General features: G+C 41.9%; 17 protein-coding genes and 2 pseudogenes. 17 read left to right on the forward strand and 2 right to left on the reverse strand.

Annotation, left to right across the window (positions count from 1 at the left end):
- Nucleotides 1-19: 19 nt before the first annotated feature.
- Together VRUMOI_RS10265 and VRUMOI_RS10270 are read left to right on the forward strand one after the other, a co-directional pair.
- On the forward strand, nt 20-871 hold the full coding sequence (locus VRUMOI_RS10265; protein WP_089139174.1) for a helical backbone metal receptor: 852 nt from the start codon (nt 20-22) through the stop codon (nt 869-871).
- Between the two features lie 79 nt (nt 872-950).
- Nucleotides 951-1,571, forward strand: coding sequence for a TRIC cation channel family protein (locus tag VRUMOI_RS10270; protein WP_089139175.1), 621 nt, complete (start codon nt 951-953; stop codon nt 1,569-1,571).
- Between the two features lie 79 nt (nt 1,572-1,650).
- On the opposite strand, the gene tyrS is transcribed toward VRUMOI_RS10270, so the two are convergent.
- Nucleotides 1,651-2,838, reverse strand: a complete 1,188-nt coding sequence (tyrS, locus tag VRUMOI_RS10275) for a tyrosine--tRNA ligase (RefSeq protein WP_089139176.1) — start codon at nt 2,836-2,838, stop codon at nt 1,651-1,653.
- Nucleotides 2,839-2,978: 140 nt separating this feature from the next.
- Between tyrS and VRUMOI_RS10280 the strand changes: the two genes are divergently transcribed.
- Nucleotides 2,979-4,268 (forward strand): peptidoglycan DD-metalloendopeptidase family protein, encoded by a 1,290-nt coding sequence (locus tag VRUMOI_RS10280; RefSeq protein WP_089139177.1) that lies wholly within the window; start codon nt 2,979-2,981, stop codon nt 4,266-4,268.
- A gap of 123 nt (nt 4,269-4,391) precedes the next feature.
- On the opposite strand, the gene erpA is transcribed toward VRUMOI_RS10280, so the two are convergent.
- Nucleotides 4,392-4,733, reverse strand: coding sequence for an iron-sulfur cluster insertion protein ErpA (gene erpA, locus VRUMOI_RS10285; RefSeq protein ID WP_089139178.1), 342 nt, complete (start codon nt 4,731-4,733; stop codon nt 4,392-4,394).
- Between the two features lie 391 nt (nt 4,734-5,124).
- On the opposite strand from erpA, the gene hemL reads away from it, so the two are divergent.
- From hemL to VRUMOI_RS10360, 14 genes and pseudogenes are all read left to right on the forward strand, one after another.
- Nucleotides 5,125-6,417, forward strand: coding sequence for a glutamate-1-semialdehyde 2,1-aminomutase (gene hemL, locus VRUMOI_RS10290; RefSeq protein ID WP_089139179.1), 1,293 nt, complete (start codon nt 5,125-5,127; stop codon nt 6,415-6,417).
- A 350-nt stretch (nt 6,418-6,767) separates the two neighbouring features.
- Nucleotides 6,768-7,853, forward strand: coding sequence for an AI-2E family transporter (locus VRUMOI_RS10300; protein ID WP_089139180.1), 1,086 nt, complete (start codon nt 6,768-6,770; stop codon nt 7,851-7,853).
- A 90-nt stretch (nt 7,854-7,943) separates the two neighbouring features.
- Entirely contained in the window at nt 7,944-8,969 is a 1,026-nt protein-coding gene (gene rsmC / locus VRUMOI_RS10305) for a 16S rRNA (guanine(1207)-N(2))-methyltransferase RsmC (RefSeq protein ID WP_089139181.1), read from the forward strand.
- Nucleotides 8,970-9,250: 281 nt separating this feature from the next.
- A pseudogene (locus VRUMOI_RS10310) lies at nt 9,251-11,293 on the forward strand (ATP-binding protein); the annotation flags it as partial.
- Nucleotides 11,294-11,396: 103 nt separating this feature from the next.
- Complete coding sequence (locus VRUMOI_RS10315) at nt 11,397-12,344, forward strand: IS30 family transposase (RefSeq protein WP_110410617.1); 948 nt, start codon at nt 11,397-11,399, stop codon at nt 12,342-12,344.
- 77 nt (nt 12,345-12,421) lie between these two features.
- Nucleotides 12,422-13,723: pseudogene (locus VRUMOI_RS10320) on the forward strand (response regulator); the annotation flags it as partial.
- A 902-nt stretch (nt 13,724-14,625) separates the two neighbouring features.
- Complete coding sequence (locus VRUMOI_RS10325) at nt 14,626-16,308, forward strand: ABC transporter substrate-binding protein (RefSeq protein WP_089138484.1); 1,683 nt, start codon at nt 14,626-14,628, stop codon at nt 16,306-16,308.
- A 173-nt stretch (nt 16,309-16,481) separates the two neighbouring features.
- Complete coding sequence (locus VRUMOI_RS10330) at nt 16,482-17,468, forward strand: ABC transporter permease (protein WP_089138483.1); 987 nt, start codon at nt 16,482-16,484, stop codon at nt 17,466-17,468.
- Nucleotides 17,469-17,470: 2 nt separating this feature from the next.
- Nucleotides 17,471-18,496: an ABC transporter permease gene (locus tag VRUMOI_RS10335; RefSeq protein WP_089138482.1), complete on the forward strand. Its 1,026-nt coding sequence runs from the start codon at nt 17,471-17,473 to the stop codon at nt 18,494-18,496.
- A gap of 1 nt (nt 18,497) precedes the next feature.
- Nucleotides 18,498-19,496: an ABC transporter ATP-binding protein gene (locus tag VRUMOI_RS10340; RefSeq protein WP_089138481.1), complete on the forward strand. Its 999-nt coding sequence runs from the start codon at nt 18,498-18,500 to the stop codon at nt 19,494-19,496.
- Nucleotides 19,497-19,549: 53 nt separating this feature from the next.
- Entirely contained in the window at nt 19,550-20,551 is a 1,002-nt protein-coding gene (locus tag VRUMOI_RS10345; protein ID WP_089138480.1) for an ABC transporter ATP-binding protein, read from the forward strand.
- A 132-nt stretch (nt 20,552-20,683) separates the two neighbouring features.
- On the forward strand, nt 20,684-22,438 hold the full coding sequence (locus VRUMOI_RS10350; protein WP_089138479.1) for a glycoside hydrolase family 9 protein: 1,755 nt from the start codon (nt 20,684-20,686) through the stop codon (nt 22,436-22,438).
- Entirely contained in the window at nt 22,431-23,315 is an 885-nt protein-coding gene (locus VRUMOI_RS10355) for an N-acetylglucosamine kinase (RefSeq protein ID WP_089138478.1), read from the forward strand. Before VRUMOI_RS10350 ends, VRUMOI_RS10355 begins: the two co-directional genes overlap by 8 nt.
- A gap of 41 nt (nt 23,316-23,356) precedes the next feature.
- Nucleotides 23,357-25,273: a beta-N-acetylhexosaminidase gene (locus VRUMOI_RS10360; RefSeq protein WP_089138488.1), complete on the forward strand. Its 1,917-nt coding sequence runs from the start codon at nt 23,357-23,359 to the stop codon at nt 25,271-25,273.
- Nucleotides 25,274-25,317 lie beyond the last annotated feature (44 nt).

Consider the following 25,317-nt stretch of genomic DNA (forward strand, 5'->3'; position numbering starts at 1 on the left):
GATGAGGTAATAATTAAATATGTACTCCCGTGCTTTAGCGCTTTTTATTTTGCTAGCGACTTTTTTCGTCCCTAGCACATTTGCTGAAAATCTATCACCTCACATTGCACAACGTGTAATAACGTTATCTCCACATGCGACTGAACTCGCCTATTCCGCAGGCTTAGGCCCGAAACTCGTTGGGGTTAGCCAAGCCAGTGATTACCCATTAGCCGCTCAAAAAATAGAACAAGTCGCTAATTATCAAGGTATCAAATTGGAGCGTATTTTAGCGCTTCAGCCTGACTTAGTGATCGCTTGGAAAAAGAACGCCAGTTCACGAGAACTTGAACAACTAGAGAAATTTGGTATTCCCATATACTACTCATCCATTGATAGCTTAGATGACATATCTAAAAACCTTAGACAACTCAGCCTTTGGGCGAGTGATCCCTCAATTGGTCAGAAAAATGCAGATATCTTCGACGCAACTTTAGAACAACTAAGAGCCCGATATCAGACTCAATCTAAGGTTCGTTACTTTTATCAACTTAGTCAAAAGCCGATGATGTCAGTCACCACACCTAATTGGCCGACCGATATTTTTCATCTCTGTGGTGGGGAGAATATATTGACCGATAATACCGTCGCTTATCCACAAGTTGGCGTTGAGCAAGTCATCGCGCTTAAACCCGATGTAATATTCACACCTCAGGCGGCGACAACAACTGACACTATATGGAAAAATTGGCCACACATTCCCGCTGTAAAAAACAATTTTGTTTGGTCACTTAACCCAGATTGGTCATCACGCCCAACTATGCGTAGCTTAAAAGCAATAAAGCAAGTGTGTGATTACTTTGATCAAGCACGCTCTACGTACGCTAAATAACCATTTGGCGTAAGCGGTTTTTACCAGTAGAATCAGCGCCAACGTTAACCTACATCGATACCGACTAAGAAAACACTTCATGCATATCAGCCTACTGTATTTTTTTGATTTATTCGGCACTGCCATCTTTGCCATTTCAGGAGTACTGCTCGCGGCTCGTTTGAAAATGGACCCTTTTGGTATGGTCGTACTCGCCAGCGTGACCGCTATTGGTGGCGGTTCGATTCGGGATATGATGTTAGGGGCAACTCCCGTTTTTTGGATTATCGATAATAATTATTTATGGGTTATCTTTATTACCTGTTTAGCAACACTATTACTGGTTAGACAACCTAAACAACTACCTTGGTATATTTTGCCAGTATGTGATGCTATTGGCTTGGCAGTATTTGTCGGAATTGGCGTTGAAAAAACATTGTTATTACAAGACTCAATGATGATTGCAGTGATCATGGGAGTCTTAACCGGCTGCGGCGGCGGGATTATTCGAGATATTCTTGCCCGTGAAATTCCGATGGTATTGCGCAGTGAAATCTATGCGACCGCTTGTATTGTCGGAGGAATCATTCACACCCTTGCTTTATATTTTGGCCTATCTTCCCAAGCCGCATTTTTGCTCGGGGTCGTCTCAACATTAAGCATTCGCTTAGCGGCAATACGCTGGCACTTATCTTTGCCAACCTTATCAATGAAAGGATAATCCTTTTAGATAATCGACATCGTAAAGAACGAAAAAGGGAGCACATTAGCTCCCTTTTCATTAGTATCAATCGACAAGATTACTTTATCGTTATACGAGCAAACTTACGCTTACCTACTTGATATACCGAGGTACCCGTTTCTGGTACTAATTTCGTATCTTCAATTTTAGCACCATCAATTTTAGCGGCGCCCTGACGAATCATACGCATTGCATCAGAGGTTGAACCAACTAAACCTGCTTCTTTTAATACATTACCAATAGCAGTGCCAGCTTCAAACTCAAACTCAGGCATTTCATCTGGCATGGCACCTTTTTGGAAACGGTTAATGAACTCTTGCTCAGCGGCATCTGCATCGGCTTCACTGTGGAAACGTGCAATGATTTCTTTCGCCAATAGGATCTTAATATCACGAGGGTTCTTACCCGCTTCAACATCCGCTTTAAATTGTTCTATTTCTTCTAATGGGCGGAATGAAAGCAACTCGTAGTAGCTCCACATTAACACATCAGAAATAGACATGATTTTACCAAACATTTCAGTTGGCGACTCGCTCACACCAATATAGTTATGTGCCGATTTAGACATTTTCTTTTCACCGTCTAAACCAACCAACAAAGGCATCATCAATACCACTTGCGGTTTTTGACCATTGGATTTTTGTAGTTCGCGCCCCATCAATAAATTGAACTTTTGGTCAGTACCGCCAAGCTCAACATCGGTTTCCATCGCAACAGAGTCGTAGCCTTGAAGTAAAGGATACATAAATTCATGAATTGCAATTGGCTGATTGTTTGAGTAACGCTTTTTAAAGTCATCACGCTCAAGCATACGAGCTACCGTTTGATTGGCCGCAAGACGAATCATGCCTTCTGCGCCAAGCTCAGATAACCACTCAGAGTTAAATTGAATTTTGGTTTTTGCAGGATCTAGAATTTTAAAGACTTGCTGCTTATACGTTTCCGCATTCGCCAAAACATCTTCACGAGTCAACGGTGGACGAGTCGTGTTTTTACCCGTTGGATCACCGACCATACCAGTGAAATCACCAATTAAAAAAGTCACTTCGTGGCCCAGCTCTTGGAATGCACGTAACTTGTTTAAAATAACGGTATGACCTAAATGGATATCTGGTGCCGTTGGATCGGCACCAAGTTTAATTCTTAAAGGGCGGCCTTCTTTTAATTTGGCAATCAGTTCTTCTTCTGGAATTAGCTCTTCTACACCACGCTTAATTTCAGCCAGTGCCGCTTCAATACTCGACATTCAGGTTTACTCCCAACAATTCTGTAAAAATACGTATCAGAACATAATACGCAATAGCGCTGTTTTTGGAAACCAGTTAGACTGGTTCATCTTATTTTTCCGAGCAATTTATTGCCTTAATGACAGAATAACTCTTAATAATGCGTGCATTCATCAGTCAATTACCTCTTATTCATAAATCTCTGATCGGTTTGGTCAGTGCTTTAACCGTTATTATTGCGTTTTCTTTGCCTAATATGGACGAGTTAACAACCCATGAGCCGCGTTTACAAATTGGGAAACACTACCCTCTCAGCATTCCAGAAGATATATTAACGCCACAAGGCCCCCCCAAAGTATTTACCGATTGGGAAACCTACACCGTAAAACCAGGTGAAAGCACCGCATTACTTTTTAATCGTATTGGTTTATCAGCTCAACTACTCTATCAACTCGTCTCATCGGATAAACAAATTGAGCAACAACTCACCCGTTTGCGCCCAGGTGATAAACTTATCTTTGGCTTCGATGAAGAGCATCAATTTACCCAATTAATCCGCCCTATCTCGGCTTATGAATCATTTCGTATCTCCAAAGTAAAAGATGGATTCCGCTCTCATATAGAAAAGAAAGAAATTAAAAAACATTTCAACCATTCTGAAGCGACGATTACTTCTAACTTTTGGAACGCGGCAATCACATCAGGTTTAACACCAAATCAAATTATGTCGCTTGCGGGGATTTTTGGTTGGGATATCGACTTTGCTCTCGATATTCGTTCTGGTGATCATTTTGAAGTGTTATTTGAAGAGCAATTTGTTGAAGGTCAAAACATTGGCGGTGGTAACATTCTCGCCGCCGTGTTCACCAACCAAGGTACAACGTTTAAAGCTATTTTAAACCCTGAAGATGGCAACTATTACGACCAAAATGGCCGAGCAATGAAAAAAGCCTTTCTACGCTCACCGATTGATTTTCGTCGAGTTACCTCTAACTTCAACCCAACTCGTCGCCATCCTGTAACAGGGAAAGTCGTGGCTCACCGAGGCACCGATTATGCTGCGCCGGTCGGCACTCCAATTTGGGCTGCTGGTGATGGCATTGTAGAAAAATCAGGCTATAACCAATTTAACGGTAACTACGTGTTTTTACGCCATAGTAGCACCTACATCACCAAGTATTTACACATGAAAAAGCGTTTAGTAAAAACAGGGCAAAGAGTAAAACAAGGTGACACTATTGGCACATTAGGTGGAACCGGGCGAGTAACCGGCCCTCATTTACACTATGAATTCCTCGTCAATGGCGTTCATAAAAATCCAAGGACGGTTGATTTACCTCAGTCTAGGTCTCTCACCGGAGAAAAGAAAACGCGTTTTATTGCTTTAGCAAAACAACAACTGGATAAATTAAAGCAATACGATCATCGCTTAATTGCCCAAGGAAAGTAATAAACGATTTATATCTCAGCTTTTCTATCGAGATAAAAAAGCCCAATTGATGAAGAATCAATTGGGCTTTTATTTGAACTTTATTCTATCAATTCAACAGTCTAAGCATTCAACTTTTGAAAACTACACGCTAAATGATGCACCACAGCCACATGTAGTTGTCGCATTCGGGTTGTTAACGAAGAAACGAGAACCTTCAAGGCCTTCGGTATAATCAACCACACCACCAATTAGGTATTGAAGGCTCATTGGATCAACCACCAATGTAACGCCTTGTTTGACGATCGTGGTATCTCCGTCATTCACGTTCTCATCGAAAGTAAAACCGTATTGGAAACCACTACAACCGCCACCAGTAATATACACGCGCAATTTTAGATCTGGGTTTTCTTCTTCAGAAATCAGCACCTTAACGCGAGACGCTGCAGTGTCAGAAAAAGATAATGGTAATTGCTCATCGCTCATGACGACCTCTCTCATTAGCGTTGTTACCAAGGTATTTACTTGGCACGACGATTGGGTAGAACACACTTCATCATTGAAATGAATTTCAGATAACTTGATTATCTAATACCTGACCTTATCGTTCAAGTATTCATCGTAGGTTAATCAAAATTAAACTATACCTAAGTAACATCAAGGGACGAGTTTCAGCAAGAATAAAACTGGATTGGCTTTTTTCTACTAAAAACTAGATCTTTTCTCCGAAAATTCCCACCATAGCCAAAAACCTCGGTGAAAAAAGTGCAAAACTCGTCAGCTTAGATACAATGCGACTGAAATTATCTCATCTGCTCGAGCTCTGACTTTTCAGCCCATAGAGCAGCAAAGAAATAGCATTATTTAAGGATAGAGCATGAGCAAATCTGCTGAACTATACCAAAAAGCCCAACAAACCATTCCTGGTGGCGTTAACTCTCCGGTAAGAGCCTTTAACGGTGTGGGCGGTGATCCCCTATTTATTGAACGTGCTGATGGTGCATTAATTTTTGATGCCGATGGCAAAGCTTATATTGATTATGTTGGCTCTTGGGGTCCAATGATCCTTGGGCATAATAATTCTGCAATTCGTAATGCAGTGATTAAAGCAGCAGAGCGTGGACTAAGCTTTGGCGCTCCAACCAAAACTGAAATCAAAATGGCAGAATTAGTTTCAGAGATGGTGCCATCGATGGAACAACTTCGCATGGTAAGCTCTGGTACAGAAGCCACCATGAGTGCGATTCGTTTAGCTCGTGGGTTTACCGGTCGAGATAAAATCCTAAAATTTGAAGGTTGCTATCACGGCCATGCAGATAGCTTATTAGTAAAAGCAGGCTCTGGTGCATTGACTCTAGGCCAACCTAGCTCTCCAGGCGTTCCGGCTGATTTTGCTAAGCACACCTTAACCGCCACCTTTAATGATTTAGATTCTGTACGTGCATTATTTGAAGCAAATCCAGAGCAAATCGCTTGTATTATTGTAGAGCCGGTTGCCGGCAACATGAACTGCATCCCGCCAGTTGAAGGTTTCCTAGAAGGTCTACGTGACATTTGTGATGAGCACAAAGCACTACTGATTTTTGATGAAGTCATGACGGGCTTTCGTGTTGCTCAAGGTGGCGCACAGGACTACTACGATATTAAGCCTGATTTAACCACACTAGGTAAAATCATCGGTGGTGGTATGCCTGTCGGTGCTTTCGGTGGTCGTAAAGATGTCATGCAATATATCGCACCAACCGGTCCGGTTTATCAGGCGGGTACTTTATCAGGCAACCCAATCGCAATGGCGGCAGGCCTCGCTTGTTTGAAAGAACTGAAAGGCGAAGAGAATGAAGCTCGTCTGGCTAAGCGAACAAAACAGTTAACCAAAGGCTTAAAGAAAGCCGCTGAAAAGCATGGTATTCCATTTGCCGTTAATCGTGTTGGTGGAATGTTTGGCTTCTTTTTTACCGATCAAAAACACATTACTTGCTACGAAGATGTGACCAAGTGTGATACCGAGCGCTTTAAGCGTTTCTTCCACTTAATGTTAGAGCACGGTATTTATCTTGCTCCTTCAGCATTTGAAGCAAGCTTTATGTCTCTGGCTCACTCATCTCGTGAAATTGAAGCCACACTTGAAGCCGCTGATCGTTGTTTTGCAATTATGGCGCAAGATAAATAAAGCCATATAAAAAACAAAATATGAATAAAGCAAAGGCGTTAGAGTCCATCTAACGCCTTTTTTTGGGGCAATAAAGTTAATCGAATAAAATTAATGCCAATTGACAACAACGAGTATAGCTAATATTGACACTAAAATCGCAAACCATGGAATTGGCTTTTTCGATTTAGTTTTACAGCTCTTTTTATTATCACAACAACCCATATTTACCCCCGTCGCTTTAATAAAAGCAGTGTACCCAAAAATCTTAGATTGATCACACCATCAATTATCGCCATTATAATAACTAAGGTGTTACCCATGACGGTAACAACATACTCCTGATTAATATCACTAAGCAAGGAAGATCCATGCCCAATAAATTCAAGATGACAGCCACACATTGGGTGCTGATCATTGCCCTACTTTGCGCCGCTTATGCCTGTTATTTATTAATCACACCTTATATAAACTCGATTGTTATCGCATTTATTGTTTCGCTATTAACCTTTCCATTACACAATAAATTAAACCAGCGTTGGCCAAACCATCGTAATAGTACCGCTTTTCTTTCCTGCTTATTATTGACCTTTGTGATAGTGCTTCCTTTACTTGCTATTTTTGCATCTATCATTCAGCAAGGGGCTCATTTATCGCAAACGGTTTATACATGGGCTACTCAAGGAGGAATCCAACAAGTACTCGCGGAACCTTACGTAGTAAAAGGGCTCAGCATTATTAATCACTACTTACCATTTGATAATATTGAGCCTCAAGAAATCGCTCAACGAGCCGCCAAATTTGTATCACAATTTGGCTCAACATTGGTATCGGTTGGTGCTGGCATTCTTGGTGATGCAACCAACTTCATCATGAATTTCTTCTTAATGTTATTTGTCTTATTTTTCCTGTTACGCGATCAAGAAAAGCTATTTAATGCTATTCGACACATATTACCTTTCTCTCGTAGCCAAGAAGATCGTCTATTAAGTGAAATTGAGCAAGTTTCAAAATCGGCTGTGTTAGGTTCGTTTTTAACCGCTATAGCACAAGGGATCGTTGGTGGATTAGCTTTTTGGATCGTCGGGTTACCGGGCCTATTTTTAGGCACCATGATTGGTGCCGCCTCGTTTATTCCTGTCGTCGGGACTGCATTGGTATGGGTTCCAGCAGCTGCTTATTTATTTTTCACCGGAGAAATCAGTTGGGCTATTTTCATTGTCGTATGGGGAATTGTGGTCATAGGCTCTATTGATAACCTATTACGTCCATTGTTAATGCAAGGTAGCGCTGGCATGGATACCTTAATGATTTTCTTTGCACTGCTTGGCGGGATTCAATTATTTGGTTTGATTGGGCTGATCTACGGACCACTCATTTTCGCCATTACCATTGTGCTATTTAAAATGTACGAAGAAGAATTTAAGCACTTCCTCAATATGCAGGACAACAGCTAACACTATAAAAATAACATCACACTGTTTCGATTGGTATCCAGGCTTGATTATGCGAAAATCAAGCCTGATTTATTACTAGGTAGAATATTCATGTCCTCGTACACTGCGCCAAGTCAAATTGCACAACGTCAACTCGAATACTTTCACGGCAAGCATGTATTAATTGCTGGTGAAGCTGAAGATTTATTCTGTCTCGAATTGGCCAAGCATTGTGAATCAGTATCCATTTTTACCACTCACTATGGCTATCACAAGCAATTTGAACAACATACGAATATTCAATCTTACTTTGGGGCACAATTAGAACACGACACTAAAGCAGATATGTTGCTGCTATATTGGCCCAAAGCCAAAGCAGAAGCCGAATACTTACTCGCAATGCTAATGGATAAACTTGGCGTTAATACTGAAATTTGTGTTGTTGGAGAAAACCGTTCTGGCGTCAAGAGTATTGAAAAAATGTTTAGCCAATACGGCATTGTCAAAAAATACGATTCAGCCAGACGCTGCTCATTTTATTGGGGTCAGTCCAAAGCCGCTGCAAAACCATTTAAATTAGCTGAATGGTATAAAAGCTACCCTCTCACAATTGGACAAGATACCCTAACAATTAAAAGCTTACCGGGCGTATTCAGCCATGGCGAGTTTGACAAAGGTAGCGAACTGCTCCTAGAAACCCTCCCAAGATTAAAAGGGCGAGTCTTAGATTTTGGTTGCGGAGCTGGTGTGATTGGTTGCGTCATGGCCACTCGAAATCCGAGTATTTCAGTTGAGATGTGTGACATCAGTGCTCTAGCAATTGAATCTAGTAAGGCGACTTTAGAAGCCAATGGACTAAATGGGAAAGTATTTGCCTCCGATATTTATTCCGATATCACTGGAAAATATGATTATTTGATCAGCAACCCCCCTTTCCACTCAGGGTTAGATACCAATTATTCAGCAGCAGAAATGTTACTATCACAAGCACCGCAATATTTATCTCATGCGGGGCAGATGATCATCGTGGCCAATAACTTCTTAAAATACCAATCGATTATCCATAAAGCTTTTGACGAATACCAAACTCTCGATAAAAATACTAAATTCTCGATTTATTCTGCGACAAAAAAATAACATCATTATCACCCCCCAAATAAACATGATGCTTGAATCATCGATTCTCACAGCATCATGTTTTTTATCAACCTTATCCTATCTCTCATTTTGACATTTTCTCGGCATTCATAGTGGTCGATCACCTTTTTTGCTGTCGAAAATCAAGTTTGCTTAACTATTCGCGTATAAAATAGTAAAAAGGTATATCACCTATACTATGACTTCTTTATTAAACCTATCGGCCGTCAAGGTCGTGAATTCATCAGGTTATCTATTCAAAATGGGCCAGCAGTAAAATCATGTTAAAACTTAATAAGACTCATAAATTTCAAAGACTTCAGCACACCTTAATGGTGGCTTTTTTAGTTTTAAGTCTTACGCCTTTAACCATTATCGGCTTGTTTTTCCTTCATTCACATAGCCAAGACCTGCAAGAACAAAGTACCTCATATTTGACATCAGTTCGCGACACGAAAAAACAACAAATTAACGATTATTTAAAATCTAAAGAATCGGAAGTGATGGGCATGGTCCGCTCAGAGCTTGCCTACGCTAGTGGCGGCCGCTTTTACGGCCTGATCAGTGCTTTTAACAAATTAGGCGACACACCAGAACAAGCAAGAGAAAATGCACAGCAGCGTTACATTCCTGGCTCAGGCGATCAGATCAAAACATCGGTACTACCTGATTCTGCTAATTTTGCCAGCACAGAGCGGTATCGATTACTGCACAAACGCTACCATTGGGCATACGTTGATATTTTAAAACGCTCAGATTTCAGCGATATTTTATTAGTCGACTTAGGTGGTGATGTTGCGTATTCCGTCAAAAAGAACGATGAATTTGGTACTAATCTCCTTAATGGTAAATATAAAGACTCAAGCTTAGGGAAAACCTTTAAACAATTAACCGAAACCGTCAAAGAATCTCGTAAAAATAATGAAGACTACACACCTGTTATCCTGTCTGATTTTTCAACAGAAAATGGAGAACAAGTTCTGTGGCTCGGAGCGCCAATCATTCAGCAGGGCTATCTACACAGCTATGCCATGTTTAAGCTACCAAGTACGGCACTAACCAACACGGTAACAGATAACAACAAAGACGTGACTAAGCTTTTAGTCGGTAGCGATAATCAACCAAAAATTCAAGGAATTACGACGGAACAAATTAGTGCAAGTGCTGAGGTGATCAGCAAAGCATTATCAGGTGAAACTTCTGTAGACTCCTTTAGTAATACACTTAATGAAAAAATCATCGCCGCTTATGCGCCAATAAAGATTAAAGGTAAAACGTGGGCATTGGTCATTGAATTGCCAGAAAAAGAAGCCTATTCAAGAGTGGAGCAACTAAAGCATATTTTTTATATCGTGATGCTCATTGGAATCATTGTGGTGTTTATCTGCTCTCACTATTTATCCAATTTCATCACTCTCCCTTTATTAAAATTAACTTGGGTAGCCGAAAGGGTATCAGCCGGTGATCTATCACAAGACATCATTAGCATTGACCGTAAGGATGAAATAGGCCGATTAGCAGCTAGCTTTGCTCGCATGCAACGCTCGATCAAAGATAAAATTGAGTTAATTGGCGATCAAAATACGAAACTAGAAGAGAATATTAAAATCATACGCCAGCAAAATGAAGAATTGCATTTAGCCAACAAATTAAAAGATGAGTTTTTAGCTACGACTTCTCACGAGCTCAGAACACCATTGCATGGCATGGTCGGAATTGCCGAAGCTTTAAATTCTGGGGCAAATGGTCCTATTCCGGCTAATCAAAAGCACCAACTTTCAATTATTATTAATAGTGGCCAACGCTTAGCGACTCTGGTCGATGATTTATTGGATTACCATAAAATGCGTTATGGCAACCTTGATATTCAGACCACCACGGTCGATCTCGCGGCCACAACCCAATTAGTATTAGAGCTATCCAAGCATCTTCTTGGTAGTAAGCCGATTCGTATTATTAACCAAACACCACAAGAGTTGCCTCTAGTATTAGCAGATGCTCAACGTTTAGAACAAGTGCTCTATAACCTCGTGGGTAATGCGATCAAATATACTTCTGAAGGTAAGATCATTATTTCGGCCACCATATTAGAACAAAAAGTTCGAATCCAAGTTGTCGATACAGGGCAAGGTATCCCCGCGGATCAACTAGAGCATATTTTTGAGCCTTTGATTCAAGCGGGTCAAGATGCGAGTCGTTACCGTCAAGGAGCCGGACTAGGGCTATCTATTAGCCGTCAATTGATTGAATTAATGGGTGGAACACTATACGTCAGTAGCCAGCCATTCGTTGGCACTACCTTCAGTTTTTCACTGCCAATAGCCCTGATTTCAGATAATAACTGCGACATTCATGGAATGGTGTAGAAGAGGAAACCAACTGCTGAAAGTGGTACGCTCTTCTCGCCAAAGAAACAAGCGGACTACCATGAATTATCAGCAGTTGACCGAGGGAAGACGATACCAGATTTCTGCCCTTTTAGAACAGGGAATTTCAATTTCTGAAATTGCCAAAACCGTAAAATGTCACCGCTCAACTCTCTATAGAGAGTTGAGACGATGCGGTACAAAAGAACAATATTCACCAGATACAGCCCAGCAACTATCTAGGGCAAAGCGATTAAACGCATCTAAGTATCGAGTACCGCAACAACGTGTCGAATTTATTGAGTTTTTAATAACGCAAGACTGGAGTCCAGAGCAAATATCTCACGTTCTTACTCGTATTGGAGAAAAAGTCAGTCATGAATGGATTTACCGTTTTATTGCCTGCAATAAACGGCAAGGCGGTAAACTGTTTCGTCATTTACGCCAAGGTCATAAACGCTATAGAAGAGGCAAGAAAGATAAAGCTCCCGCAATAAAAAATGCCATTTCAATAGATGAAAGACCCAAAGATGTCGATAATCGTACACGTTTTGGTGATTGGGAAATTGATACAGTTCTTGGTAAACATGGTACGGGCGCTATTGTCACAATCTTAGAGCGAGCCACACGGTTTTATTTAGTAAAAAAAGTGCCTTCAAAATCAGCAGAAGATGTGACCAGAGCGACGATAGACTTATTACGGCCATACAAACGATTTGTTCATACTATAACGGCCGATAATGGCAGAGAATTTGCGGGTCATATGGAAGTAGCACAAGCCTTAGAAACCGATGTGTATTTTGCTCACCCTTATAGTTCTTGGGAGCGCGGTGCTAATGAAAATGCTAATGGCCTGTTGAGACAATATATCAAGAAAGGAACAGATTTACGGTCGGTGAGTGATGATGAAGTTGAGCGAGCCCAACTTCGGATAAATTATCGTCCAAAGAAGTGTTTAGGGTTCAAGCAACCAGCCGTCATTTTTAGCAAAATGATGTTGGCTGCTTGAAATTACAAATGTCGCAGTTCGGAGTTGAATTTGGGGCAAACCAAGCACAAATTAATCATTATCAAAAAGATGATTTACATTCTCACTTTCAAGCGCCTGATGTGCATAACTTTGTCAACATTGACGATTCTTCATTACCTCAGAACCCAGATGGCCCATTGTTAGTGGTTGCCGATGACGAACCCGTTAACCTGCAAATTCTTGATAGTTTCTTACGATTAGAGGGGTATAGAGTTCGTACTGCAACCGATGGAATGACAGCAATACAGCTGATTGAAAAAGAAAAACCAGAGCTAGTGCTTCTTGATGTCATGATGCCTGGAATGAGTGGTTATGAAGCATGCCAAGATATTCGTAAGCAATATGACCATGGCCAATTACCTATTATTTTATTAACGGCTTTAAGTCAAACCAGTGATAGAGTCAAAGGCTTTGATTGCGGGGCCAATGATTACTTAACTAAGCCATTTAATAAGCAAGAACTCGCCGCCCGTATTCGTGCCCACTTAACCGCCAGCAAAGCAGAAATTCGTCGACTTGAAAACGCCCAGCTACAGCAAGAATTACGTATAAGAGAGCAAGTAGAAGCAAGCTTACTTGAGACTCAAGGGCGACTATTAGAACAATTAGAATCCGCTCCTGAAGCAATAATATGTATACGAGAAGATGGCCGAATACGCTTTGCTAATGATTCTGCCGCCAAGCTATTTAAACGTACACCAGAACAACTAAAACGCTCTCAAGCTGATGAAGTTATTGCCCCTAAATACCTTAAGACCACTCAAGAACATTTCTGTGGCGAAATTGACATCTTTATTGATGATAAACGTGAACACATCACAACTGATATTTTAACCCTCCCAGAAGGCTCAGGGCTAAAATACATGTATATTTTTAATGTCGGTGGCGGTGTCAATGCTCAACGCATCGATAATCTAGAAACCGCCATTGAGGCATTATCCAGTTATGCATTTGAAGGCGATAAAAATAAGCTTCAACAACTCAAAGAGCTAGGAGGAAAGTTCACTCGTTTAGCCGATAAAGTGTCACATAAGAGTGAAGATAAACAGCAAATCATGCGTGATATTTTGGTCGACACCATGAATACCGCGCTCGATTATTGGGAGTCGGATACCGGAAAAACCAAGTTTAACTTAGCCGAACAAAGTGGCTTATGGCGTGTATACCTTGATCGTAGCACCTTACAAACGCGTACTTTAGATAAGTACTTAAGAATAGAAACGTTACCTAAAACGCCTCGTTGGCGCACTGTGCTCAATACCATAGACTATATCTTACAGCACACGTCTTCTGAAACGTCTCAACGCCAACACTTATTAATTTGCCGAGATAAACTACAAACCTTAATTACAAGCTAAACGGGATGCCTACAAGACTTAAGCCCACGGTTAACTGCGTGGACTTTTTCTTTTTATTGCTAGAAAGCAACAAATCAATCAGATGACTCTATGTAAATAACAGGATATAGGGCCTTAATCCAAATAAGACTTATGAATCTCCAGCGATGTCTAGTAAGCACTTATACACATCAAATACCAACCTAGATGATAAAAAGCCACTCAATACTGCCACACAATCAACATCAAACCATTTACATTAATGAATATGCCTATTGTGAGATAACCTCTGTCAACTCATCATATTCATTATCCGTAATCAGGGATTCGACAGCTCAAAACTTAATTTACAGTGAAAATAAACCATTTAACAAACGACAAAGATGCGTTGTTTTTTAATCTAATTGATGCTTTTAAAACCATTAACTCTATTTTATTACGGGTAATGCGAACCTACTCACAACAAATTGGCAATATTATTTTTCCATTGAAAACAAAGGGTGAATCTTCAACGTGATCATCATCAACAAATAAACAATGCACAATAAAAAGCATGATAATAAAAAAATAAAAAGATAGTAAGCACTCACACCAACACATAAAAAAAACATACTACGTGAGCATAATCACATTTAAAACCAAAATAAAAAAACACCATTCAGAGTTTATTTTTACGTTTTTGACGTTAAAACCCCTTCTTTTAACGTTTTTGACGAGAATAGAAATTGACGATTTCAACGCTAAGGTGTTTTCTTGTATTGCCAAAGACCTACGGGCCACTCAGAAATACCACATTGAGTGTATAAACTTCACTCTCACTAAAATGAAGCGGTATTGATGAGGTAGGTTTTAAGCGAGTGTTTATCAATTGATGACATTCCTTTTTATTAAGCTAATTACAAAAGCAAAAGTAAGGAACAGCTATGCTTACCAATATCAAGAAAACAGCAATCGCCGCAGCAGTGCTTTCTGTCGCAGCAACTGGTTTTACTTCGATAGCCACTGCAGCAGAACGAAGTGAGCTAACGGTAGTACCAAACTTTTACCCTACATTCGTTCGTAACTTTAACCCATACTTGGGTGCAACCAACCTACATACAACCACAGATTTTATTTACGAACCTTTAGTTGTATTTAATGAAATGCACGGTAATACGCCTGTTATGCGTCTTGCTAAAGATTTCAAAATGTCTGATGACCTAATGACGGTTACTTTCGATATTCGTGAAGGCGTAAAATGGTCTGACGGTCAAAAATTCACAGCTAACGATGTGGTGTACTCTTTCAACCTAGTAAAAAAATACCCAGCACTAGACCAATCAGGCATCAACAAATGGGTAAAAAGTGTTGAGAAAAAAGGTGACTATCAAGTTATCTTCCACCTAACAGAAGCAAACTCAAACGTACCTTACGAAATATCTAAAGTGCCAGTCGTTGCAGAGCACGTATGGAAAGACGTAAAAGATCCAACCAGCTTCACTAACGAAAACCCAGTGGGTACAGGTCCATTTACTGATATTGACACCTTTACTCCACAGCTTTACATCCAATGTCGTAACCCTAATTACTGGGATGCAGACAATCTAGAAGTTGACTGTTTACGTGTCCCACAAATTGCTAACAATGACCAATTACTTGGCAAGATTGTTAACTCTGAACTTGACTGGACATCTTCATTCGTACCAGATATCGATAAAACTTACGCATCAGTAAGCCCTAATCACCACTACTGGTACCCGCCATCAGGTACACAAGCGTTTATGGTTAACTTTGCAGAAAAAGATCCTGCGAAGAAAGAAGCCCTGACTAACGTTGATTTCCGTCGCGCATTCTCTATGGCGCTAGATCGTCAAACGATTATCGACATCGCTTTCTACGGTGGCGGTACACCAAATGATTTCGCTTCAGGTCTAGGTTATGCATTTGAAGCCTGGTCTGATGAGAAAGTTCACAACGAATATAAGAAATACAACACTTATAACGTTGAAGGTGCAAAAGCATTATTGAAGAAAGCTGGCTTCGTAGATAAAGATGGTGATGGGTTTGTCGACACTCCATCTGGTAAGTCTTTCGAACTATTGATTCAATCACCAAATGGTTGGACCGACTTTAACAACACGGTACAGCTTGCGGTTGAACAGTTACAAGATGTTGGTATTAAAGCCAAAGCTCGTACTCCTGAATTTGCGGTTTATAACCAAGCAATGTTAGAGGGTGATTACGACGTCGCTTACACTAACTACTTCCACGGTGCGGATCCATACACTTACTGGAACTCAGCTTACAACTCAGCACTACAAAGCGGTGACGGTATGCCACGTTTTGCTATGCACTTCTTCAAAAATGCAGAGCTAGACAACTTACTCAACAGCTTCTACAAAACAGCGGATAAAGATGAGCAGCTAAACATCGCTCATAAAATCCAGAAGATCATTGCAGAAAACCAAGTAACGATTCCGGTAATGTCTGGTGCATACATGTTCCAGTACAACACCAAGCGCTTTACTGGTTGGTGGAATGAGAAAAACCCGAAAGGTCGTCCAAACATTTGGGCTGGTATTCCAGAGCGTCTACTACAAGTACTAGACCTAAAACCTGTTAAGTAAGATGTAAAAACCTTGCGGTGCACTCAATTCCACTGCTAGCAGTGCACCGCTTTTAAACTCCCCTCTTGATACGAAAATGTATGGCGCTCAGCGTCAGGGGATTTCTTTGTCTGAAATAGACTGCCTGAAACCAGAGTCAGGCCAAAAAATCTGGGAAAGTTAAGGTGTAAGTTATGGGATTTTTCTTAAAACGTTTAGGATTTTATTTTATCGCGCTGGTCGTGGCTGCCACGATTAATTTTGCGATTCCTCGAGCCATGCCAGGTGACCCAGTGACCATGATGTTTGCACATGCCACTGTTCAAGTCACGCCAGAACGTATCGCAGCAATGAAAGAGCTATTAGGCTTTGTCGATGGCGGTATTATCGCGCAATATTTTGCCTACATAAAAAACATTTTTAGCTGGAATTTAGGTACCTCTATCCAGTTTTATCCTCTGTCAGTTGAAAAGCTACTTGGTGGCGCATTTGGTTGGTCACTATTTCTAGCTGGTACTGCGGTTATTTTCTCATTCTCTATCGGTTCAATTCTGGGCATTTTTGCAGCATGGAAACGTGGCAGTAAATACGATGCCTTTATTTCACCAGGAATGTTAGTGATTCAAGCCGTTCCACAAGTGGTTATCGCTATGCTAGCGATGTTCGTATTTGCGGTTGGTTTACGTTGGTTCCCAACTGGTTATGCTTATACAGCAGGTAACACTCCCGACTGGACAAGCTGGCAATTTATCAAAGATGTCGCATGGCACGCTATTTTGCCTCTCTTTTGTGCCTCGGTAGTGCAGATTGGCGGCTTCCTAATCAATATGCGTAACAACATGATTAACCTTCTAAATGAAGATTACATCACGATGGCGAAAGGCAAAGGCCTCAGCGAGAACCGTGTCGTTTTCAACTACGCTGCTCGTAACGCCATGTTACCAAGTGTCACCGCGCTTTCGATGTCATTGGGCATGGCAATCGGTGGTCAGCTTATTGTAGAAATCATTTTTAACTATCCAGGTCTTGGCAGCGTGTTATTTAACGCCATCAATGCTCGTGATTACCAAGTTCTTCAAGGGCAACTTCTTATCATGACCTTATTCATGCTGTTCTTTAACTTACTCGCCGACATGCTGTATGTCGTGCTAGATCCTCGCCTACGTAAGGGAGGCAAATAATCATGAAAGCACTCATAAAATTACTTTCAGGTAACCCGAAAGCCATGTTTGGCGTAGTGATATTGGCCGTTTTCATCCTAATGGCGGTATTTGCTCCATTAATTACTAAGCATGAACCTGACCGTCGTACAGGTAACCCACATGAGTACCCAAGTGTGGTCACTCATATGGCGAAACAAAGCCCAGATGGCTGGATAGCACAGAATCTAGCTAACGATCGTCGCACCATGATCATGTCGAAGAAAGAAGATCATGTTCTAGGCACAACTCGTATGGGTCGTGATGTGTGGTCTCAATTAGCTTATGGCGCTCGAGTTTCTCTCGGTGTGGGTTTTGGCGCAGGCTTAGTGGTGTGTTTCCTCGCAACCATTATTGGTGTTTCAGCTGGCTACTTTGGCGGAAAAATTGATGACACTCTCACTGCTGCGATGAATATCATGCTGGTGATCCCACAATACCCACTGCTATTTGTCCTTGCCGCCTTTATCGGTGAAGCCGGCCCACTAACCATTGCACTGATTATTGGTTGTACTTCTTGGGCTTGGGGCGCAAGGGTTATTCGCTCCCAAACCTTAGCGCTACGTGAGAAAGAATTTGTCAAAGCGGCAGAAGTCTTAGGTGAATCATCATTTCGAATCATTTTCGTGGAAATTCTACCTAACCTAATTTCTATCGTAGGGGCTAGTTTCATCGGTTCAGTGATGTACGCCATCATGATGGAAGCAACGATTTCATTCTTAGGGCTTGGGGATCCAAACACCATCAGCTGGGGCATTATGCTTTATAACGTACAAACCTCTTCAGCCATTTTGGTCGGCGCTTGGTGGGAATTAATTACCCCATGTTTAGCTTTAACCACCTTAGCGGTTGGCCTAGCAATGCTTAACTTTGCAGTTGATGAAGTGGCTAACCCACAGCTTCGATCTCACAAAGGTATGAAGCGCTGGAAGAGGATTGCTGAGCAAGACAAAAAAGCACGCGAGCCTGAATTACCACCGCAAAATGCTGTTTGGAGCGGAGATAAATAATATGACAACGATAAATAACCAAGAACCGCTAATTTCGATTCGCAACCTATGTGTTGACTACATCACGGATGCTGGTGATGTCCGCGCGGTCAATAACGTCAGTTTTGACATTGCTCCAGGCGAAGTATTTGGCCTTGCTGGTGAGTCTGGATGTGGTAAATCCACTGTCGCGTTCTCACTCATGCGTTTACATAAGCCACCAGCATTTATCACCGGTGGTGAAGTGATCTTCAACGGCGAGAATATTTTAAAATACAGCGAGCAACGTATCCAAAGCTTCCGCTGGAGTGAGATGTCAATGGTATTTCAAAGTGCCATGAATGCATTAAATCCAGTGCTACCGATGGAAGAGCAATTTTGCGATGTGATCATGCGTCATACCAATATGACTCGTGAGCAAGCACGCAAACGCGCAGAAGGTCTATTGGAAATTGTTGATATTCATCCAGATCGTCTAGGTGACTACCCTCACCAATTCTCTGGTGGGATGCGTCAACGATTAGTCATTGCGATTGCATTAGCGCTTAATCCTAAAATGATCATCATGGATGAACCAACAACCGCTCTGGATGTTGTGGTTCAACGTGAAATTTTACAGAAAATATACGCGCTGAAAGAAGAGTTTGGTTTCTCAATCTTGTTCATCACCCATGACTTATCCTTAATGGTCGAATTCTCAGATCGAATAGGCATCATGTACTCAGGTGAGCTAATTGAAGTGGCGCCTTCAAAAGAAATTTTAGAGTCGCCGTATCACCCTTACACCAAAGGACTAGGGTCTTCTTTCCCACCATTAACCGGGCCAAAGACTAAGTTGACTGGGATTCCCGGTAACCCACTCAACCTATTAGAAATACCTGAAGGTTGTCGTTTCCAGGCTCGTTGTGAGCGTGTTCATGATACTTGTCGACATATTCCTACTCAATTACGCCAAATTGAACCAGGTCGCTTATCGAACTGCCATTTATATGGTGAGCCGATATTTCAAGCGAAAGTGTAGTTGTGTGACTAACGGCCTAAAGAAAAAGAATTAGCGAGAAGCTGGAGACAATTATGAGCTCATCAAATAAATACGGAAAATTACTGATTGAAGGGAAGAACCTCGTTAAAGATTTTCCAATTACGAGTAATTCACTCAAGCAACCTATGATGCGTGCGATCAATGACGTGTCATTCAAAATGTACAAAAGTCGCGGTTTAGCCGTCGTTGGCGAATCAGGTTCCGGTAAATCCACAACCGCCAAAATGATTGCCAAAATGTACGCGCCAACAGCCGGAATGATTGAATATAAAGGTCGAGATATTCAAGAAATCAAAAAGCGCCAAGACCTTATGCACTATCGCGAAGGGGTTCAAATGGTGTGGCAAGATCCGTTTGGATCGCTAAACCCAACCCACAACATTTTTCATCATATTGCGCGTCCATTGATTATTCATAACAAGGTAAAAAGCAGCAATAAAAAAGAACTGCAAGAACGTGTATACGAATTGCTTGAACAAGTTGGGCTTAACCCAGCGAAAGAAACTGCCGCAAAATTCCCCCACCAACTTTCCGGTGGTCAACGTCAGCGTGTCAACTTAGCACGCAACATTGCGGTGGGTGCTGAAGTGGTATTAGCCGATGAGCCAACCTCTATGCTCGATGTATCGATTCGAGCAGGGGTACTCAACTTGATGGAAGAGATGAAGTTTGAAAAGCAAATGTCGCTGCTTTACATCACCCATGATATCGCCACTGCGCGTTATATTGCGGAAGATCTTTCCGTAATGTACGTCGGTCACATGGTGGAATGGGGCGATACCGATGACATCATTCACGATCCTCAGCACCCTTATACTCAACTACTAGTGTCTGCGGTTCCGGATCCTAAAAAGTCTATTCATGAAAAGTTAAAAGGCAATAAAGGTGAGATACCACTTTGGACTCCAGATTCTGTTGGATGTCCATTTGCAGGGCGTTGTTTACATGCCACTGATAAATGCCGTGAAAAAATGCCAGGCGTCACTCAGTTAGCAGAAAACCACTTTGTTCGCTGTTACCTCTTTGAAGATTAATTCTCTTTTTTAAACTGCATATCAATCTGATAAACAACCGTCAGATTGATATGCCCAAAATCTATTTGAATGTGGTCTGTGCTGGTGATTTTTTATCGTTTCACAGCAACGGCCAGGAGGCTTGAAGCAGATATGCAAATTCTCATCAACCATATTGGTTATTCATGCTTTAGTAGCAAAAATGCGGTCGTACTTGCCTCAAAAACGGATCAATCTGAAATCAAATCCACCACAGTCCAGTTAATTAATGCGGACACTCAACAAGTGGAAGCTCAATTTCCCGTCACGTTCGCCGGCAAGGTAGCACAGTGGCATCAGGGCATTTTTTATCACATCGATTTTTCTCGCTTCTCTAAAGCGGGTCGCTACTTGCTGTCCATCGATTCTGTGCAATCCCATTGTTTTGAGATCCAAAATAATCTTTTAATCAAAAAGACCTTCTCTGATGTATTGCATTACTTTAAGTCTCAGCGTTGCGGTGGCAAGTTTGATAAACAAGATCGCAATGCCCCACTATTAGGCTCTGATAAATCGGCACAACACACCGTTGATGTACATGGCGGTTGGTATGACGCCTCGGGCGATGTCAGTAAATACTTAAGCCATCTTTCGTATGCCAATTACCTAAATCCACAGCAGATTCCGATGGTGGTATGGAATATGCTCAAAGGCTTAAATCTTGCTAAAAGTCACGATGATTTTGCCGCCTTCTCTCAAGTTCGTTTAACCGAAGAGGCCTTGTTTGGCGCTGACTTCTTAGTGCGTATGCAAAGCCCACAAGGTTTCTTCTATATGACGGTATTTGATAAGTGGAGCAAAGATACCGCTCAACGTGAAATCTGCGCCTATGAAACCCAAGAAGGTCATAAAGGTCAAGATTACCAAGCCGGATTCCGTCAAGGTGGCGGCATTGCTATTGCAGCACTCGCAGCGGCATCACGCCTTAATGAATCGGGTGAATACCGTCAGGAAACCTATTTAGATTGCGCGCGCAAAGGTTATCAGCACTTAATCGAACACAATCAACAATATCTTAATGATGGCACTGAAAATATCATCGACGAATATTGTGCCCTACTTGCCAGCGTTGAACTTTATCGTAGCACTCAAGATAGTTTTTACTTATCCGAAGCTCGTCGCTGGTCTCAAGCACTGATTCTACGTCAATGTAGTGATGGTAACTTTGAAAACTTTTGGTCAGCCAACCAAGATGGTTCAAGACCTTATTTTCATGCGGCCGAAGCAGGATTACCAACGATAGCTCTCACTGAATATTTAGCAATTGAAAGCGATGACTCCCTGCGTAAAGCTTGTTTATCGGTCATTGAAAATGCCGTGCGCTTTGAGCTCACCATTAGCCAACAAGTTACGAACCCATTTGGCTACCCTCGTCAGTACGTGAAAGCGGTTGATGGCGATAAACGTGACGCCTTCTTTATTGCTCATCACAATGAATCTGGCTATTGGTGGCAAGGCGAAAATGCACGACTTGGCTCACTTTCTGCCATGGCGAATTTAGTACAGCCTTATCTGCAAGATCCGCAGTTGAAACAGCAATTACAAAGCTATGCTCAGTCCTCACTCGATTGGATTTTAGGTTTGAATCCATACGACATGTGTATGCTCGATGGGCATGGTCACAATAACCCTGATTATCTTCCTGAGCTTGGTTTCTTTAATGCCAAAGGTGGGGTTTGCAACGGCATCACCGCAGGCTTTGATGATGAAGCGGATATTGCGTTTAATCCTGAGCCACAAAAAGATGACATGTTGCAAAACTGGCGTTGGGGCGAACAATGGATCCCACATGGTGCATGGTATTTATTAGCAATCATGGCACAACAATATGCAGTAACAGAATCAGCAATGGAGACCAATGATGAGTGATTTATTGGTCGGTATTGATGGCGGCGGTACATCTTGCCGAGCGCGCATTAGAGACAACCAAGGTCAACTTCTGGGTGAAGGTAAAAGCGGCAGCGCCAATATCTTGCTAGGTGTTGAAGTGGCAATGAGCGCAATCATTGAAGCCATCACGATCGCCGCCCAACAAGCTGGGTTATCCCGTGATGACTTTTCTCGCATGCATCTAGGACTCGCTCTCGCGGCGGCAGAACAAGAAAGTGCGTGGCAACAATTTATGTCACTGCCACACCCTTTCGCCAGTGTGGTACTCAATACCGATGCTTATGGCGCGTGCTTAGGCGCACATCAAGGACAAGATGGCGCGATCATGATCGCTGGCACTGGATCTTGCGGCATTCTATTAACTCAAGGTAAGCAACATGTGGTCGGTGGCCGTGAATTTCCGATTTCCGACTTAGGAGGTGGCGCCATTATGGGACTTAGGCTGATTCAACACAGTCTATTGGTTCAAGATGGTATCTACCCTGCCAGCCCAATAACAGAAGTAGTGATGACACATTTTAAGCATGATATCGATGCTATCGTCACTTGGTCTAAAACCGCTCGTCCATGTGATTATGGCCAATTCTCCCCACAAATTTTTGCCTGTGCTCATCAAGGTGATGTATTTGCAGAAAGCTTACTGACTCAAACCGCTCAAGATATTGAAATGTATTTAAGTGCCCTCGTTCAAAAAGGCGCACAGCGGATCGCATTAATGGGGGGGATCGGAGAACGCATCCAACCTTGGCTTTCAGACACGATTCAAGATTACTTGGTCCCCCCTCAATACGATGCCATCGAGGGGGCATTAATGATGGCATGCCAACCAAAGCACAACTTATTTACATTGAGCTGATGCTGAAATCTGACAACGCAACACGCCTCAAAGGTGAGAAAATGGATTATCGAATTGACCTTGCTGTTCTTGAAGAACAAGAAAATTACACTCGCTTTGGTTTAACCTTACACAATCTCAGCGATAACGATTTGCACGATTGGGCATTGAATGTCAGCTTCCGCCGTTACATTCAACCGGCAAGCTTAACTCAAGGCAATATTATTCAAACGGGAAGCTTCTGCCGCTTCACGCCTCATGACAATCAAAGTTTAACGGCCAATGCCCACTACTATGTCGAATTTGGCTGCCACACTTCCCCTTTCCAACTTTTAGATGATGGATTTGATGATGCTTGTATCCAAACCAACATCGAAGGAAAAATCGAACCATTAGCCGTAATTATCACGCCGGTAACACTCAAATCGGCAAGTAAACAACGCGCTTTCATACCTGAAGTATCGACGAATTTACAAGGTATTATTCCCAAACCACAAAGCTTAACCCCAACTGACGGAAGCTTTGATTTAACTCAGCCTTTAATTTTTCAGTCGCACACCAACCAAGCGAAAAGCGCGCTCAATTGGTTAGCTGGCGAACTCAGCCAAATCTTAAAATCGACAATAAAAATGAGCACCCAAGGCAACCTGTGTTTTGTCATCACCCCCAATTTGTCTGACGGGGCTTACAAGCTAGAAATACAGCCTCAACAAATCATTTTGGAAGCTAACTCTTCAAGTGGTTTTATGTACGCTTGCGCCTCTTTATGGCAATGGATAAGCCACCAAGTTCACAATGGCCAGCGCACACTACCTTGTGTATTAATTGAAGATAAACCTCGATTCTCTCATCGTGGCATGATGCTTGATTGCGCTCGTCACTTCCATAATGTCGATACGGTCAAACGCTTGATCAACCAGTTAGCACAATTGAAGTTTAATGTTTTTCACTGGCACTTAACCGACGATGAAGGCTGGCGTATTGAAATAAAAGCCCTCCCACAACTCACCAAAATCGGCGCATGGCGAGGTCTGGAAACATCTCTTGAACCACAGTATTCCAACTTATCCGGAAAACATGGTGGTTTTTATACTCAAGAAGAAATTAAAGACATCATTCAATACGCCGGTGAGCGCAATATTATAGTGATCCCTGAAATCGATATTCCTGGCCACTGCCGTGCTGCCATTCAATCCTTACCAGAACTTTTGATTGATCCAGAAGATCAATCCGAGTATCGCAGCATTCAATATTACACAGACAACGTCTTATCTCCGGCATTAGAAGGGACTTACACTTTCCTTGATCTCGTATTAGAAGAAGTGGTGCAGTTATTCCCCGCTCCTTTCGTACATATTGGTGCGGATGAAGTACCCGAAGGTGTATGGACTCGTAGCCCGAAATGCCAAGCATTAATGCAGCAACACAACTACCAAGATGCCAAAGAATTACAAGGACATTTATTACGCTACGTTGAAGACAAACTACAGCAGTTAGGCAAACGCATGATTGGTTGGGAAGAAGTACAGCATGGTAATAAAGTCAGCAAAGAGACCATTGTCTGCTCATGGCAAAGCGAAAAAGCCGGGGTGGAATGCGTCACTAAAGGCTTCGATGTGATCTTGCAACCTGCTCAATTTACCTACCTTGATATTGTACAAGATTATCATTGTGAAGAGAAAGGCGTTAACTGGGCCGGCGTTCTTCCTCTTGAGAAAGCTTACCAATACGAACCTTTTTCGGAACTTGCCGAGGACGATCCTCGTCGACAACACATCTTTGGAATTCAATGCGGCCTATGGTGCGAAATTATTGATAGCCAAGAACGCATTGATCACATGCTTTTCCCTCGCCTTCTTGCTCTATCAGAAGCGTGTTGGACAAACAAGAAACACCGCAACTGGGAAGACTTTTTAGCACGTCTCAATGGGCATTTACCCACGATGACTTACCAAGGCATTCAATTTCACCCTTGGTAAACACAAGTTAAAACTCATTCCCACGGTTTATTTTTAAGTAAGGA

The organism is Vibrio rumoiensis (genome assembly GCF_002218045.2).
Classification (GTDB): Bacteria; Pseudomonadota; Gammaproteobacteria; order Enterobacterales; family Vibrionaceae; genus Vibrio; species Vibrio rumoiensis.